This window comes from Sphingomonas sp. GW821-FHT10F11 (assembly GCF_058809095.1).
Map to the genome: position 1 here is coordinate 196,695 of NZ_JBXASH010000001.1, position 15,180 is coordinate 211,874.

A 15,180-nucleotide genomic window follows, 5' to 3' on the forward strand; every position below is an offset into this window, starting at 1 on the left:
CTTGTCCTCAGTTCTTGGGGAGTTTGGCCGGGTCGTAATTCTGGCCGAAATCGAGCACGAACACAGGGCCGAGATCGATCACCTGCTTGTCCGCGGCGAGATGAGCGGTCGCCCGCATGCTGCCGCCGGGAAAGGCCTTGGAGGCTTTTCCGGAGGCGTAATAGAGTTTCCAGTCCTTCGTGATCGTCACGCCGTTGCCGACCAGATTCTCATAGGGCGCCGCCGCCCCGTTCGCGCCGATATAGGGGATGGAGGCGGTCTCGCCGTCCTTCAGCTCGGGCGCACGCAGGTACATCGCGACCAGGATCGTGTCGCCGGCCGCGATCGGCTTCTGGATCGGGGAGCTGGAGCCGACGTCCCAGGCATTGGTGCCCTTGGCCGACACGGTTACGCGGATCACCTGGCCGCCGGGCACGCCGCCATCGTTCAGCGCCTTAGCCTTCTGGTTCGGGCCATAGATCTGCCAGTTGGTGCCGGGCTGGTTGACCGCCTTCTTCATGATGTCGTCGGACGCATCGCTCTTCGCCGCCGGGGCCGCCTGCTGGGCGAGCACCGGCAGGGCAAGCATCGCCGCGCTGCCTGCAAGAAACATCGTCAAAACCTGTCGCATATCCTCCGCTCCTCTTCTGGCCGCCTCGCGCGGCTCGTGTCAGGTCCGCGCCGGTGCTGCCGCGAACGCTTCGGCGAAGGCGGTGCGCATCGGTTTGGGCTTGAAATCGCTGTCGTAAGGGCAGGGGCGCCGCTTCGCCCCGTCGCCGCGCGGCTCGAACCCCTCGATCCAGCTATACCGGTCGCATATGCCCCAGACGAGAACGTCCGACAGCTGGGGATAGGCGACCATCACGTCGAGATAGGCGCGGCTGTAATCCGCCACCGCCCGGTCCCGCGCGGTGATGTCGGCGGGCAGATTATTGTCGCGCACGTCGAATTCGGTGATCAGCAGCTTGTAGCCCATTGCCACGACCTGATCGAGAAAACGGCGCCACTCCGCCTGCTGTGCGGAAACGCTGGCGGCGGTGTCGGTACCTTGCGTGATGAGGTGCGACTGAACGCCCAGCGCATCTACGGGCGTGCCGCGTGTCCTGAACCCTTCGAGCAGACGGAGCACGCCGGCGCGGTGGTTCGCATTGCCCGGCTCCCAGCCCATATAGTCGTTATAGACGAGCTGCGCGTGCGGCGCGGCGGCGCGGGCGGTGTGGAAGGCGAGGTCGAGCGTTGCCGTCGCCCCGCCGATCGCGCGCGACAGTGCCGTCTCGTACAGGCTCGCATCGGCCGGATTCACCGCCTCGTTGACCACGTCATAGCTGGCGATCTTCGCGCCGTAGCGGGCGCAGACGGTACGGATATGTTCGGTCAGCACGCGATCGCCCTCGATCGCGGGATTGGGGCCATAGTCATGGCTTTCGGCCCAGGCCGGCATCCATTTGGGCTGGTGCCACAGCAGATTATGGCCGCGAACCGCCAGCCCCTTGCTTTCGGCATAGGCCATCATCGCGTCGAGACGGGTGAAGTCGAACGCCGTCGCGCTGGGGCGGATGAACTGCCATTTCATCTCGTTCTCGGGAACGAGGATGCCGCAATCTCCCTCGATCAGCGCGGCATAGGACGGGTTGGCGAAGGACCCGCGATCGGCGCCGGGCGTGCTCCACGCATAGGCAGACCCGAAGCGCATGCCCTTGGTGCGCGCCGCGCTGTTCAGGGAGACGGTCGGCGATGTCGGGCTTGGCGAGGGAGTCGGTGTCGGACTCGGCCCGGTCACGGTGCCGGAAGAGGGGCCGCTGCCGGCGCAGGCGGTGAGCACCATGCCGGCGGCCATCATCAGGCCCTCGCGACGCGATATTTCGCTCATCGTCCCTCCCCGCTGCCCCGCTTCAAGGTTCCGGCGGCCTTGATAGCGGTATCATGATGGCCGTTTGACCAACCTTGTCAATAGGACGCGCGCGGGCTCGCTATGGGCAGTAATCGAGGACATTTTCGGCCTGGGAGGCGTCGGGCGCGGTCTTGCATGCAGATATGGTGCGGAATCGAAATAATAGGCTATTAGCAGGCAAGAGGAGACCCATAGTACCGTGAACGAGAAGAACTCCCGCCGCCGTAGAACGGCACCGACGATCAGAGACGTTGCTCGCATGGCGTCGGTTTCATCCATGACCGTGTCCCGCGTGATCAATGGCGAAGCCAATGTCCGCCCGACGACTCGCGACGCGGTCAATGCCGCCATTGCCGCGCTCAGCTATTCGCCCAACCCTGCCGCGCGCAGCCTGGCCGGCGCGGCGCCGGTGCGGATCGGGCTGCTCTACAGCAATCCCAGCGCCGCCTATCTCAGCGAGTTCCTGGTCGGCAGCCTCGACCAGGCCAGCCGCAGCGACGTGCAGTTGATCATAGAGAAATGCGAGCTGGGCGATCACGAGATCGAGGTCGCCAAACATCTGATCGACAGCGGGATCGACGGGCTGATCCTGCCCTCGCCACTGTGCGACTCCCCCAAGCTGATCAAGACGATCGCCGATGAGGGCGTGCCGGCGGTGCTGGTCGGCAGCGGCCAGCCCGCAGCCGAGCTGAACGCGGTCAGCATCGACGAATATTCGGCGGCCTGGTCGATGACCGGCCATATCGTCTCGCTTGGCCATCAGCGCATCGGGTTCGTCATCGGCAATCCCGAACAGACCGCCAGCGACGAGCGGCTGCGCGGCTATCGCGATGCGCTGGCCAAGGCGCATATTGCCGTGGACGACGCGCTGATCGTGCAGGGGCTGTTCACCTATCGCTCCGGCCTGGATGCGGCGGAGAAGCTGCTCGACGTGGTCGATCCGCCCACCGCGATCTTCGCCAGCAATGACGATATGGCGGCGGCCTGTGTCGCGGTGGCGCATCGCCGCGGGCTCGACGTGCCGGGCGATCTGACGGTGTGCGGCTTCGACGACACCACCTTGGCGACCGCGATCTGGCCCGAACTGACCACCATCCACCAGCCGATCGCCGACATGTCGCGCGCGGCGGTGGAGATGCTGGTGTCGTCGATTCGCCGCCCGCGCGCGAACGACGAGAAGCAGCAGCATGTGGTGCTCGATTTCACCCTGGTCCGCCGCCAGTCGGACGCGGCGCCGCGGCGCCGTCCGCCCTCCAGATCGGCGCGTCCGGCCTGATTTTCCGTTAGCGGTAACAGTCATGCCTATCGGGATGATGGCGCGCGGCAGCGCTTGGCGCTAACAGGCTGTCATGTCCTTCGATGTCAAACCTGTGACCGACACCCGCGTCGCCGAACGCCCGGCGGTCGATGCCGAGACCTTCGCCCGCGAGATCGCGCCGAGCTACGCGCCGGTCGTGCTGCGCGGGCAGGTGGCCGATTGGCCCGCGGTTGCGGCGGGCAGGCAGGGGGAGCGGGCGCTGGCCGAATATGTCGCTGGGTTCGCCGGCGGCAAGCCGCTCGAGGTGCTGCTGGGGCCGCCCGAGATCGCGGGCCGCTTCTTCTACCGCGACGATATGCGGGGCTTCAATTTCACGCGCCAGCAGGTGCCGCTGGGGGCGCTGATGGGGCAGCTGCTCCATCTCGCCGAAGAAGGCGCGGCCGATCCGCCGGCGATCTACGCCAATGCCGCCGCGGCGCCCGATCATCTGCCCGGCTGGGGCGAGGCGAACCGGCTCGACCTGCCCGCGACCGGCGCCACGCCGCGGGTGTGGATCGGCAACGCGACGCGGGTCGCCACGCATTACGACGCATCGCCCAACCTCGCCGCAGTGGTCGCGGGGCGGCGGCGCTTCACCCTCTTCCCGCCCGAGCAGGTGGCGAACCTCTATGTCGGGCCGCTCGACCGCACCCTGGCGGGGCCGCCGGCCAGCATGGTCGACCCCGACGAGCCCGATCTGGAGCGCTATCCGCGCTTCGCCGAGGCGCGGCGGCATGCCCAGGTGGCCGAACTCGGGCCGGGCGACATGCTCTTCATCCCGGCGATCTGGTGGCACCATGTCCGCGCGTTCGACCGGATCAACGTGCTGGTGAATTACTGGTGGGCCTATGACACCTCGGCCACCCCGTTCGTCGCGATGGTCCATGCGCTGATGAGCGTGCGCGACCTGCCGCCGGCGGAGAAACAGGCGTGGAAGGCGTGGTTCGACCATCTCGTCTTCGGCGAGGATGCAGTCCAGGCGGGCGACCATCTGCCTGAACATGTGCGCGGCGTGCTGGGCGCGCCGGGCAAGGAGCGGAACGAGCGGATCCGCGCCTATCTTCTCGGGATGCTGTCCGCGCGGGGCTAGAGTCGAACGCGACCCAGTCGAATCGTCACCCCGGACTTGTTCCGGGGTCCACCGTGCCGCAAACCTAGGTGCCGATGGATGTGCGGCACAGTGGATGCCGCAACAAGTCCGGCATGACGGCTAAGCCTGATCGCGAACACTTGTAGGGCGGATCGACCTTCAGCGACGGGTGTCGCGTGTCGATTCAACCTGACGATGAAGCATGGCAGGGTGAGTTCGGACGGCGCTCTCCGGGTGCCGCCCCGCTCTTTCTCAGTCTGAAGATGCAGGACGATCGGCGCCGGCTGTTTTTCCGGCAGAACAGCCAGCATGCTGGCTGTTACCTGGCTGTTATTCGATAACAGCCAGCATGGCCGCAAACGCTTGAAATCGGGCCGTAAATCCCGGCCCGAAATCCAACATAACAGCCAGCAAAAAAATTATCAGCCAGGAACAGCCAGCACGGCGCCCTCTTTGTTGGACCTGTCGCATGCCACGAACGGACGGCAGTTGAATGTCGATGCGGCTGTCTCGCAACCTGGCGCTAACAGGCGTAATCAGTGCCGATGCTCAGACATATGCTTGCCGCCGGCGCGTTCCTTCTCTGTCTGGCGGTTCCCGCGACGGCGCAGCAGATCGCGGACGCTGCCTATGCACCGAAGCTGGAAAGCCCCGCCTATATCGAACCGGGACCGCAGGTCGTGATCGACGGGGCGCACCGGAATTTCCACACGCTGGACGGGCGGTACGCGCCGTTCGGCAAGCTGCTCGAAGCCGACGGTTACAGGGTTTCCGCCCTCACGACCCCGCTTTCGGCCGAGGCGCTGGTCAGCGTGAATGTGCTGGTCATCGCCAATGCCCAGTCGGCTCCGCCGGAGACTTCAGCCTTTACGCCTGAGGAGATCGCCGCGACCCATGACTGGGTCGAAGCGGGCGGCTCGCTCCTGCTGCTCGCGGACCATGCGCCGTTCGGCGGGGCGGCGGCCGACCTCGCCAAGGCGTTCGACGTGGACATGGGCCAGGGCTATGTCGCCGCGCATCAGGACGGGAAGGTGACCTTCGCCATCGACTATGCCGGACCGCAGCTTGGCGACCATCCTATCTTCCACGGGCGCGGCGAGAAGGAGGAAGTCCGGCAGGTGCGGACCTTCACCGGGCAGTCCCTTGGTGTTCCGGAGGGTGCCGTTGCCCTGCTCGGTTTGCCGGTGGACGCTGTTGAGGTCGCAACGCCTCTGGAAGCCGGTGCGCTGCTGAAAGGCGAGGCGCCGCCGGGCAGGGTGATGGGTGGAAGGGCTCAAGCGGTCGCCATTGCGGTAGGCAAGGGCAGGGTAGTGATCGCCGGCGAGGCCGCGATGTTCTCGGCGCAGGTGGTGACGCGTCCGAACCAGCCGGTCAGGCATATGGGCCTGACGGTGGCCGACGATCAGCAGTTCGCGCTCAACACGCTTCACTGGTTGTCGCACTTGATCGGTTGACGCTCAGCGATCGAGCAGGAAGCGGTAGCGGCCGGTCAGTTGGTGCGTGAACAGCGCATCCTCCTCACGCGCGCCGGCGCCGATATTGTGGATGACGGCCCAGCTTCCGCTCCGCCCGCGCCGATCGGAGACCAGGCCGATATGGGGCAGGGTACCGCCGATCAGGCAGGTGAAGATGTCGCCCGGGCGCCAGCCATCGGGCGAGGTGGGCAAGGGCAGGCGAGCGCCCTTGCGGGCCATGAAGGTCTGCAGATTGGGGACGCGGCGATGGTCGATGTTGCGGTCCGGCCCGCGCAGGCCCCAGCGCCGCGGATAGGCGGCAAAGGCAGCGCGCATATCGGCATTGACCAGTGCTTGCAGATCCACGCCGAACGCGTCGCGATAGGCACGGATCAGCACATCGGTGCAGACACCCCTGGTGCGCGGCACATCGCCACCCGGAAAGCCGAGCCGGGTATAGGCGGAGTCGTACTGCACCGTGACGCCGACCTGCGCGCGCGCTGCGCCGATCAGGGTCGCAGCCGTGCGAACGGAGCGTTGCGCCTGCACCGGCGCGGTGATCACGGCGCCCAACCCGAGCAGCACGGCGCGGCGATCGAGGATAAAGGTCATGTCCGAATGATACGCTCAATCGTGACGGCGTCATCGTCATTCGATCAGGATGAGGTCGTCAGTCCAGCGATTGCAACTCGATCTTCCTGAACTCGACCGGATTCCCCTCGCTTTGCAGCGCGATATAACCGCGACGCAGCGTCAATACCCCTCCCGCTGCCGCGACGAGCGGCTTTGCGTCCGCATCGTCAGGGTCGAGCTGGGGATTGGCATAACGCAGGACGATTTTTCCGTTGATGCGGTGCGTGATCTGCCCGTTCGGAAGGACTTCGAGTTCGGCGTGGACCCAGTGCCCACTGGGCAACAGCGGCGAGGACGAAAGGATGCAATGCCGGGGATCCTGCTTGCCGGCTATCTCAACAATAGTACCCGGGGTGCAGACATTGGCGGTCGGCTCCCGCACCGCGCGGGGAACGGCGAGCAGCTGCATTTCCAGGCTGACCGGAAATGCCTGATCGTGCCGCATCGTTTCCGGCGCCTGGGCGTGGAACATCACGCCGCTGTTGGTCTGCTGCCATATCTTCACGCCCGGAAGGGGGGCGCCGAACAGACGATAATCGAAACGCAGACGATAGGCATGCATCGGAGCCTTCCAGAAAAGGTGACCGAACTCGCCCTCGAAGCGCGGATAACCGGCATAGGACACGCGGATTGCGCCATGCTTCACGATGAACATGTGGCGCGGATCCTCCCCGACCGCGCGGCCCGTGATCTTCGGCGTCCAGCCATCGAGCGTCCGGCCGTCGAAGATCGGCTGCCATTTGGGTTCGGGCGCGGCCCCGGCTCCAACCAGCGCCAGGATCGGCAGAACCAGCAATGCCTTTGCCGTGGGTCCGATCAGATGCAGCCCGGTACGGATCGGCCGAATGTCGCTTGCCTGCCTGCTGGCCATCTACCGCTCCTCGTCCAGATACGCGGTGACCCAGAACAACGGGGCGTTCCAATTGATCGCGACCTCGTTCAGCGCATAGGCGTGCACATCGTCGCGCCAGCAGCGTTGCGGGGCGCATTTGCCCTTCATGGTCTTCGCGATGTCGTCCACCATCGCGGTCGAATTCGGCCCGCCCGACAGCACGCCCGGTGGAGGCCCCGGCAGTTTCGGGTCGAGCGAGGGCGCCCAGAAGCGGTGGTGCGGATAGCGCATCGGATTGACGCCGAAGCCGCTGACATAGCTCTGGTCGAGCGGGTTGCGGCCGAGGATATAGTCCATCGAGTCGACCACGGCATTGCGATAAGGCGCCTCGCCGGTGAACTGGGCGGCCAGCGCCAGGATGATCGCGCGGTTGAGGATGTTCGAGTTGGAACCCCAGGGATAGGCGGTGGTGCCATAGGGAATATGATAGCCGGAGCCCCGTTCTTCCCCGAGGAATCGGCGGGCGGCGATGACGATCAGGGCGCGCTGCGACGCCAGTTCTTTCGCGGATAGCGTGTTGGGAACGGTGGTGAGCGTGATCGTGCCGAGCGCCGCCGTGTTGGGCCAGCCCGGTTCGCTCAAGGGCGCCGAAAATTGCGCCAGGTGGGTCACGGCATCGCGCCAGACCGGCTTGCCGGTCGTCACGAACAGCTCGGCCGCTGCCCAGTAGAATTCATCGGCCAGGGTGCGGTCGCCATAGCCGCCGCTGCCGGTGAAGGTGTCGGGGGCATAGATTTCCGGATTGCGCAGCGCGGCGTTGAAGGCGCGTTCGCTTGCGCCCAGGCAACGCGCGGCAAAGGCCGGGTCGATCGTCCGCCATATCCGGGCGCACTGCGCCGCGGTGGCGGCGAGGTTGAGCGTCGCGCCGGTGCTGGGCGGATAGAGCAGGCGCGGCTGGGGGTCGTCGGCCGGCCGCATCGGCAGGCCGGTCCATGCCCGGTCGGCGACCTTGTGGTGCGCCATGCCCGACGCGTCGATATCGGTGAAGACGAGCTTGACGCCCTGCGGCTGCGGGCCGACGGGCACGCGGATATGCTTGCCCTGGGGCACCTGCATGGCGAGCAGGAAGCTCATCTGCCAGCGCGCCTCGTCGAGCAGGTCGTTCACGCCATTGCCGGCCTCGGGCAGCTTCGCCTTGCCATCGGCGAAGGCCGAGGGGCCGGCCTTCGCCGCCTCGCGTTCCGCGTAATTCTGCAGCATCCACAGCGCGATGCCGCCGTTGACGACATATTTGCCGTGGTCGCCCGCGTCATACCAACCGCCGGTCACGTCCAGGCTATAGTCGCAGCCGGGCCAGTCATTGCCCTTGTCGTCCTTGCCCGAGAAGCAAGGGGCGATTTCCTTCGGGTGGCCCGCGGGGCGCGCCCATCGTAGGCCGCCGGCGTAGCGCGCCTCGATCGGGATGCCGGCGCGGGTCTGGTAGAAATAGTTGAGCGCGGCGTATTTGAGCGGGGTGTAGATGCCGCGGGCGATGGGGAAGGGGCGGCTTTCTGTCTCGCCGACCCTCAGGCGGTAGGTGCCGGCCGCGCTGACGCCGGTGAAATCGACCTCATGGACATGATCGCCCGAGGCGGTGTCGTTGCCGGTGACCCGGGTCTTTCCCTGAGCGACGATGGTGTCGCTCGCGTCGAGCAGGCGCCATGGCAAGGGCGCGGTTGCCGGATCGGCGACGATCGCGCGCTTGGCGGCGTCGGGGTCGAAGCCGAGCTGGTTCAGGTGAATTGCCGTTGCCGGCGCATCGGCCGGGGCTGACGGGCTTGCGGTGGCGAGGGCAAGCGCGACGGCGGCGGCCGTATGGAGCATGGTCCGCATGTCAGGCCGCCGCGCAGTGGCGATTGATGAAGTCGCGGTGGCTCGGCATATAGCCGACCGAGGCGGCGATGGTCTCCCGGATATTGGTCAGGCGCGCCTCCAGCACGTCCGGGCCAAGTGTGTCGGCAACGGGATCGTGAGTCGCCGCCTTCATGCACTGGCCGTTCATCACGGCGAACCAGCTCGTCTCGTTGAACAACTCGTCATCGTCGCGGAAGGTGCGGCCATATTCCTCGAAGCAGCGCATCTTCTCGTTCAGCCGCTCGGGAATCTCCATCGTCCGGCAATAGTTCCAGAAGGGAGAATCGTCGCGTTCTGTGGCGTGGTAATGGAGCACGATGAAGTCACGGATCTGGCGATATTCGTTGAGCAATATTCGGTTGTAGCGATCGATCGTGCCCGGCGCGAAGCTGCGATCGGGGAACATGCCCATCAGACGCGCGAGGCCGCTCTGCACCAGCCAGATGCTGGTCGATTCGAGCGGCTCCATGAAGCCCGAGGCGAGGCCCAGGGCGACGCAGTTCCTGATCCACATCTTCTGCCGATGGCCGCTCTGGAACGGGATGGCGCGCGGCTCGGCCAGCGCCTCGCCGTCGAGATTGGCGAGCAGGATCGCGGTCGCCTCGTCCTCGCTCATATAGGTGGTCGAGAAGACATGGCCGTTGCCGATGCGGTGCTGCAACGGGATGCGCCATTGCCAGCCGGCGCTGTGCGCGGTCGCGCGCGTATAGGGGCTGAAATGCGATCCATGCGCGCAGGGCACGGCAACCGCGCGGTTGCAGGGCAGCCAGTGCGACCAGTCCTCGTATCCGCCGCCCAGCGTCTGCTCGATCAGCAGCCCGCGGAAACCGGAGCAGTCGATGAACAACTCGCCCTCGACGCGGGTGCCGTCCTCCAGCACGACCGCCTCGATGAAGCCATCGCTGCCACGTAGCGCAACGTCGACGATCTTGCCCTCCTGGCGGACCACGCCCCGCGCTTCGGAATAGCGGCGAAGGAACGGACCGTAGAGCGACGTGTCGAAATGATAGGCATAGGCGATCTCGCTCAGCGGCGAGTTCTTGCCATTGTCGATCGACCGCATGAACTTCGCCTGCTCGCCGGCCAGCGCCTGGAGCGAATATTCCTCGATCGGCCGCGCGTCCCCGGCATGGTGCGCGCGCAGCCAGTGCGCGTGGAACGACACCCCCGCCATATCCACGCCGAACTTGCCGAACGGATGGAAATAGGTGCTGCCGATCTTGCCCCAGTTCACGAACTCGATGCCGAGCTTGAAGCTGCCTTGAGTCTCGCGGAGGAATTCGTCCTCGTCGATGCCGAGCATGCGGTTGAAGATCGCCATTTGCGGGATCGTCGCCTCGCCCACGCCGACGATGCCGATCGCGTCGGACTCGATCAGGGTGATCTCGGTATAGTCGGTGCTCAGCAGCTTGGCGAAGGTCGCCGCGGCCATCCAGCCGGCGGTGCCGCCACCGACGATGACGATCTTGCGGATGCGGTTGTCGGTCATGCGGTCTTTCTCGACGGAGCGGCGGTGGGAGCGGGGCAGGTGCGCGCGAGCCAGTCCTCGTGGCGCGGCATTGCCGCGGCGGCGCGGCGGAACACCTCGCGGATTCGGTCGAGCCGCTGGCGGACCAGCGCCGGATCGACGGCGTCGGCGAGCGGATCCCAGCCGGCCGGCATCACGTTCTGGCCGAGCAGCACCGCGATCCAGCTCGAATCCGCGAACAGCTCGTCGTCGTAGCGGAAGAAGCGGCCGCGGTTGCGGAACAGGTCGATCTTGCGCTGGAGCGTCTCGGGGATGTCCATCTCGCGTACCCGGCGCCACAGGTCGCCGTCGGTGCGTTCGTTGGCGTGATAGTGCAGGATCACGAAATCGCGGACCTGCTCCATCTGGATCTGGGTCTGGCGGTTATATTCGTCGCGTTCGACGGGCGAGAAACCGCTGTCCGGTAGCAGCGCCATCAGCTTCGAGACGCCGGTCTGGATCATGTGGATGCTGGTCGATTCGAGCGGCTCCACGAACCCGGACGCGAGGCCGAGCGCCACCACATTGCGGTTCCAGGCCAGCTTGCGGCGGCCGGCCTCGAACTTGATCAGCATCGGATCGCGCAAGGGCGCGCCGTCGAGATTGGCCATCAGCGTCGCGGCCGCTTCGTCGTCGCTGATATCGTCGCTGCAATAGACATAACCGTTACCGACGCGGTGCTGCAGCGGGATGCGCCATTGCCAGCCGGCGCGGCGAGCGGTCGATCTGGTATAGGGTGCAATCTCGCTGCCCGGGTTTGCCGATGGTACCGCCCAGGCCCGGTCGCATTGCAGCCAATGTTTCCAGGATTCGAAACCGGTCTTGAGCGCCCCCTCGATCAGCAGGCCGCGAAAGCCGGTGCAGTCGACGAACAATTCGCCTTCGATACGGCGGTCGCCCTCGAGCGCGATCGCATCGACATGGCCATCTTCGCTGCGCAGCAAGACATCGACGACCTTGCCTTCGGTCCGCGCCACCCCGCGCGCCTCGGCATAGGCGCGCAGATAGATAGCGTAGAGCGATGCGTCGAACTGATAAGCATAGGTGAGGCGCGACAGCACGGAGGCGGGATCGGCGACGGGCGTCGTATACCGCCCCAGTTTTTGCGCAGTGGCGCAGAGATTATAATCCTCGATCGAGCTCGCTTTGCCCTCGGCATGGAGCTTCCGCCAGAAATGATGGAACTTCACCCCCTCGATATCGAAGCCGAATTCGCCGAACGGGTGCGTGTAGCGGTGCCCCTCGCGCGTCCAGTCGATGAAATCGATGCCGAGCTTGATCGTGCCCTGCGTTTTCGAGAGGAAGTCGTTCTCATCGATCCCGAGCAGGCCGTTGAAATTGCGGATCGGTGGGATCGTGGCCTCGCCCACCCCGATCGTGGCGATGGCGTCGGATTCGACGAGAGTGACCGAAACGCCGGTGCGGACGAGACGGGAAAGAGCGGCGGCTGCCATCCAGCCGGCAGTGCCGCCGCCGACGATGACGATGCTGCGGATCGGTGCGGTCGCACTCATGCGGCGGCCCCACGCGGCGGGGCGCTATGGGCCCGGCGGAGATACTCGCCGTGCGGCGGCATGGCCTTCACGCCGGCAATGATCGCTTCGCGGAGCCTCGCGAGATGCCGCTCGATGCGCTCGACCGGCACGCTGCCCGCCAGCGCGTCGTGGCGGCGCGGATGGAGGCCTTGCGCGTCGAGCAGGGCGATCCAGTCGGCTTCCTCGAACATGTCGTCGTCAAACATCGGCATGCGACCCGCGCTGGCGAACTGGGCGACCTTGTAAGCAAGGCGGTCGGGCGGGCGCACCGAGCGGACCGCATTCCAGAAGGGATCGGCGAGGCGGCCATTGGTGGCATATTGTGCGATCAGGAAGTCGCGGGCGCATTCCGTCTCGTTGATCGTCATGCGGTTATATTCGGCTGACTCCACCGGTGCCTCCGGTGCATCGGGGAACAGGGTGATGAGCCGGGCAAGCGCGCTTTGCACGAGGTGGAGCGCGACTGGGTGCAGCGGCTCGAGCACACAGGCGGCAGCGCCGATCGCGACGCAGTTCCGATGCCAGGGCACGGCACGGCGGCCATTCTCGAACGCGATGCCATGCAACGGCTCGCCGCCCTCGATACCAAGCGCTGCCGCGCCGTCCCCGTTGCCGAACGCGCTGCTCCAGCAGAGCAGGCGCCCCTCCTCGCCGGCGAGCGGGGTGCCGCTGCGCCAACCGTTTGCCAAGGCCTCGACATAGCCGAGCGGCGACGGATCGGACGGATCGGCGACGCGTGCGGCTATCGCCCGGTCGCAGGGCAGCCATTGTCGCCAGCTTTCGAAACCGACGCCGAGGGCACCCCCGCTCAATAGCGCGTCGGAGCCGGTCGCGTCGATGAACAGCAGGGCGGCGAGGGAGTCGCCATTGGTGAGTTCAAGCGCCGCTATCTCGCCCGATGCCCCCAGCAGCGCCCGGCGGAAGGGCGCGCCGGCGGTCCGTGCGCCATGCGCCTCGGCAGTCGCGCGCATCGCCGCGAGATAACCCCAGGTGTCGAGATGGAGGCCATAGGCATAGTGCGACGATATTGAGTGCTGGTCAGTCGATGGGCGCGCAAAGCGGTCTGCCTGGGCGGCGATCGCGGCGATCGCATAGTCCGCCGCCCTGACGGGGCGACCCTGTTGCCGCAAGCGAGTCAGCAATTGGTGGAAGGCGACCGGACCGAGCGGCGCGCCGACTGCGCCGAAGGGCAGGAAATAGGCCGAATCCGGTTCGGCCCAGCCCGCAAAGGCGACTCCCAGGGAGAAGCTGCCGCGCGCGGCGCGCAGGATGAGGTTCTCGTCGATGCCGAGAGAATCGTGGAACGGCCCGATCGACGGCAGCGCGGTCAAGGTCGTGCCGAAATCGCCAAGCCCATCCCCGTCGCGATCGGTCTCGACGACCATGACGCTGTAGTGCCGGCGCGGCAGGCGGCGGGCGAGGGTGGCGGCCGCCATCCAGCCTGCAACGGTGCCACCCAGGATCGCGACGGTGCGCATCTCACCGCCCGTCATGCGCGCACCGGATCGGCAAGGCCAGAGAGCTGACGGAGATAGGCGGCGTGATCGGGCATCGCCTCGGCGGCGTGGCGGAAAGCGACCGCCATGGTCTCGGCGCGGGCAGAGACCTCGTCGATCGGCAGCGCCTCGACCAGCGGGCTGACTCGGTCGGGTTCGATGCGCTGGCCATAATAGACGGCGAGCCAGCTCGGTTCGAGGAACATGCCCTCGCGATATTTCACGACGACGCCGCGTTCCCGGAAGGCGGTCATTTTGTAGACCAGCGAGTCGGGCAGGCTCATCGTCCGGCAATGGTTCCAGAACTCTGTGTCGGTCCGTTCGGTGGCGCAATAATGCAGGATCAGAAAGTCGCGGACCCGCTCATATTCGACCCCCATCGAGCGGTTGAACTCGGCGGCGTCGAGCGGATCCCAGCCGTCGAGTGGCAGCAGCTCGATCAGCTTGGTGATGGCGAGCTGGATCAGGTGGATGCTGGTCGATTCCAGCGGCTCCAGGAAGCCCGAGGACAGGCCGATCGCGACGACATTGCCGAGCCATTGCGCCTTGCGCTTGCCGGTGGCGAAACGGAGCAATTTGGGCTCGGCCAGCGCCTCGCCCTCCAGGTTCGCCATCAGAATATCACGGGCCGCATCGACGTCCGTGAAGGCAGTGCTGAAGACATGGCCGTTACCGACCCGGTGCTGGAGCGGAATGCGCCATTGCCAGCCGGCGTCGCGTGCCGTTGCGCGCGTATAGGGGGTGAGCGGTCCGCCATGCACGCAGGGCACCGCGAGCGCGGCATCGCAGGGCAGCCAATGAGTCCAGCTCTCATAACCGGCCTTGAGCGTGCCTTCGATCAGCAGGCCGCGAAAACCCGAGCAGTCGACGAACAGGTCACCGGCCAGCTCTTCGCCGCTTTCGAGCGTGACCGAGCGGATAAAGCCGGTTTCGCTGTCCTGGCCGACCGACATCACCTTGCCCTCGACCCGTCGTACCCCGCGCTGTTCGGCGTAGCTGCGCAGATAGGCGGCGTAGAGGCCAGCATCGAATTGATAGGCGTAGGAGAAGGTCGACTCGATCGTCGATGGATCGGGTGAGGGCGATGCGAACCGGTCGGCGCGTGCGGCCATGATCGGGAGCGAGAACGCCTCCAGCGCCCTGTCGGTGCGTCCGGCGCGCGTGAGGCGGAGCCAATGCTGGTGGAAGGGCAGACCGGCGATATCGCGGCCGAAATCGCCGAACGGGTGGATATAGCTGTCGCCGATCCGTGCCCAATCGCGGAACTCGATGCCCAGCTTGAAGGTGGCGTTGGTGCGTCGCATGAAATCGGCTTCGTCGATGCCGAGCCGCTGATTGAAGAAGCGGATGTGCGGGACGGTGGCCTCGCCGACGCCGACCGTGCCGATCTCTTCCGACTCGACCAGCACGACTTCGACCGGAAGTGCCGACAATGCCCATCCGAGCGACGCCGCGGTCATCCAGCCGGCAGTTCCGCCGCCTATAATGACGATTCGACGGAGTCGCCTGTCCGAGTCGGCCCGTGCCGCCTGTGCTTCGATCATTGCCCCTCCCTGTGCATCCGCTGCGACAG

Annotated in this window: 12 protein-coding genes; 3 read left to right on the top strand and 9 right to left on the bottom strand. The window is 66.2% G+C overall.

Features of this window, described 5'->3' with window-relative positions; genetic code table 11:
• Window positions 1-7 precede the first annotated feature (7 nt).
• Window positions 8-610, bottom strand: coding sequence for a hypothetical protein (locus AC1RT8_RS00950; RefSeq protein ID WP_493073351.1), 603 nt, complete (start codon window positions 608-610; stop codon window positions 8-10).
• Between the two features lie 39 nt (window positions 611-649).
• Window positions 650-1,849 (bottom strand): endo-1,4-beta-xylanase, encoded by a 1,200-nt coding sequence (locus AC1RT8_RS00955; RefSeq protein ID WP_493073352.1) that lies wholly within the window; start codon window positions 1,847-1,849, stop codon window positions 650-652.
• 220 nt (window positions 1,850-2,069) lie between these two features.
• Between AC1RT8_RS00955 and AC1RT8_RS00960 the strand changes: the two genes are divergently transcribed.
• From AC1RT8_RS00960 to AC1RT8_RS00970, 3 genes are all read left to right on the top strand, one after another.
• Window positions 2,070-3,146: a LacI family DNA-binding transcriptional regulator gene (locus AC1RT8_RS00960; RefSeq protein WP_493073353.1), complete on the top strand. Its 1,077-nt coding sequence runs from the start codon at window positions 2,070-2,072 to the stop codon at window positions 3,144-3,146.
• A 73-nt stretch (window positions 3,147-3,219) separates the two neighbouring features.
• Window positions 3,220-4,257 (top strand): cupin-like domain-containing protein, encoded by a 1,038-nt coding sequence (locus tag AC1RT8_RS00965; RefSeq protein WP_493073357.1) that lies wholly within the window; start codon window positions 3,220-3,222, stop codon window positions 4,255-4,257.
• Between the two features lie 539 nt (window positions 4,258-4,796).
• Complete coding sequence (locus AC1RT8_RS00970) at window positions 4,797-5,711, top strand: hypothetical protein (RefSeq protein WP_493073361.1); 915 nt, start codon at window positions 4,797-4,799, stop codon at window positions 5,709-5,711.
• Window positions 5,712-5,714: 3 nt separating this feature from the next.
• On the opposite strand, the gene AC1RT8_RS00975 is transcribed toward AC1RT8_RS00970, so the two are convergent.
• Genes AC1RT8_RS00975 through AC1RT8_RS01005 form a run of 7 tightly spaced genes read right to left on the bottom strand, consistent with a single transcriptional unit; the run spans window position 5,715 to window position 15,151 of the window.
• Window positions 5,715-6,323, bottom strand: a complete 609-nt coding sequence (locus AC1RT8_RS00975) for a DUF1287 domain-containing protein (protein WP_493073364.1) — start codon at window positions 6,321-6,323, stop codon at window positions 5,715-5,717.
• A gap of 58 nt (window positions 6,324-6,381) precedes the next feature.
• Window positions 6,382-7,215, bottom strand: coding sequence for a 3-keto-disaccharide hydrolase (locus tag AC1RT8_RS00980; RefSeq protein ID WP_493073366.1), 834 nt, complete (start codon window positions 7,213-7,215; stop codon window positions 6,382-6,384).
• On the bottom strand, window positions 7,216-9,048 hold the full coding sequence (locus AC1RT8_RS00985) for a glycoside hydrolase family 9 protein (RefSeq protein WP_493073371.1): 1,833 nt from the start codon (window positions 9,046-9,048) through the stop codon (window positions 7,216-7,218).
• 1 nt (window position 9,049) lies between these two features.
• Window positions 9,050-10,558 (bottom strand): tryptophan halogenase family protein, encoded by a 1,509-nt coding sequence (locus AC1RT8_RS00990; protein WP_493073376.1) that lies wholly within the window; start codon window positions 10,556-10,558, stop codon window positions 9,050-9,052.
• Window positions 10,555-12,090, bottom strand: coding sequence for a tryptophan halogenase family protein (locus tag AC1RT8_RS00995; RefSeq protein WP_493073380.1), 1,536 nt, complete (start codon window positions 12,088-12,090; stop codon window positions 10,555-10,557). The genes AC1RT8_RS00990 and AC1RT8_RS00995 overlap by 4 nt, the downstream gene beginning before the upstream one ends.
• Window positions 12,087-13,604: a tryptophan halogenase family protein gene (locus AC1RT8_RS01000; RefSeq protein WP_493073384.1), complete on the bottom strand. Its 1,518-nt coding sequence runs from the start codon at window positions 13,602-13,604 to the stop codon at window positions 12,087-12,089. The genes AC1RT8_RS00995 and AC1RT8_RS01000 overlap by 4 nt, the downstream gene beginning before the upstream one ends.
• On the bottom strand, window positions 13,601-15,151 hold the full coding sequence (locus AC1RT8_RS01005) for a tryptophan halogenase family protein (RefSeq protein ID WP_493073390.1): 1,551 nt from the start codon (window positions 15,149-15,151) through the stop codon (window positions 13,601-13,603). Before AC1RT8_RS01005 ends, AC1RT8_RS01000 begins: the two co-directional genes overlap by 4 nt.
• Window positions 15,152-15,180: the final 29 nt, after the last annotated feature.

What these genes read in the sequence shown, in the direction of transcription:
- AC1RT8_RS00950 (WP_493073351.1), bottom strand. Translation starts at nt 610, where the DNA reads ATGCGACAGGTTTTGACGATGTTTCTTGCAGGCAGCGCGGCGATGCTT.
- AC1RT8_RS00955 (WP_493073352.1), bottom strand. Translation starts at nt 1,849, where the DNA reads ATGAGCGAAATATCGCGTCGCGAGGGCCTGATGATGGCCGCCGGCATG.
- AC1RT8_RS00965 (WP_493073357.1), top strand. Translation starts at nt 3,220, where the DNA reads ATGTCCTTCGATGTCAAACCTGTGACCGACACCCGCGTCGCCGAACGC.
- AC1RT8_RS00975 (WP_493073364.1), bottom strand. Translation starts at nt 6,323, where the DNA reads ATGACCTTTATCCTCGATCGCCGCGCCGTGCTGCTCGGGTTGGGCGCC.
- AC1RT8_RS00980 (WP_493073366.1), bottom strand. Translation starts at nt 7,215, where the DNA reads ATGGCCAGCAGGCAGGCAAGCGACATTCGGCCGATCCGTACCGGGCTG.
- AC1RT8_RS00985 (WP_493073371.1), bottom strand. Translation starts at nt 9,048, where the DNA reads ATGCGGACCATGCTCCATACGGCCGCCGCCGTCGCGCTTGCCCTCGCC.
- AC1RT8_RS00990 (WP_493073376.1), bottom strand. Translation starts at nt 10,558, where the DNA reads ATGACCGACAACCGCATCCGCAAGATCGTCATCGTCGGTGGCGGCACC.
- AC1RT8_RS00995 (WP_493073380.1), bottom strand. Translation starts at nt 12,090, where the DNA reads ATGAGTGCGACCGCACCGATCCGCAGCATCGTCATCGTCGGCGGCGGC.
- AC1RT8_RS01000 (WP_493073384.1), bottom strand. Translation starts at nt 13,604, where the DNA reads ATGACGGGCGGTGAGATGCGCACCGTCGCGATCCTGGGTGGCACCGTT.
- AC1RT8_RS01005 (WP_493073390.1), bottom strand. Translation starts at nt 15,151, where the DNA reads ATGATCGAAGCACAGGCGGCACGGGCCGACTCGGACAGGCGACTCCGT.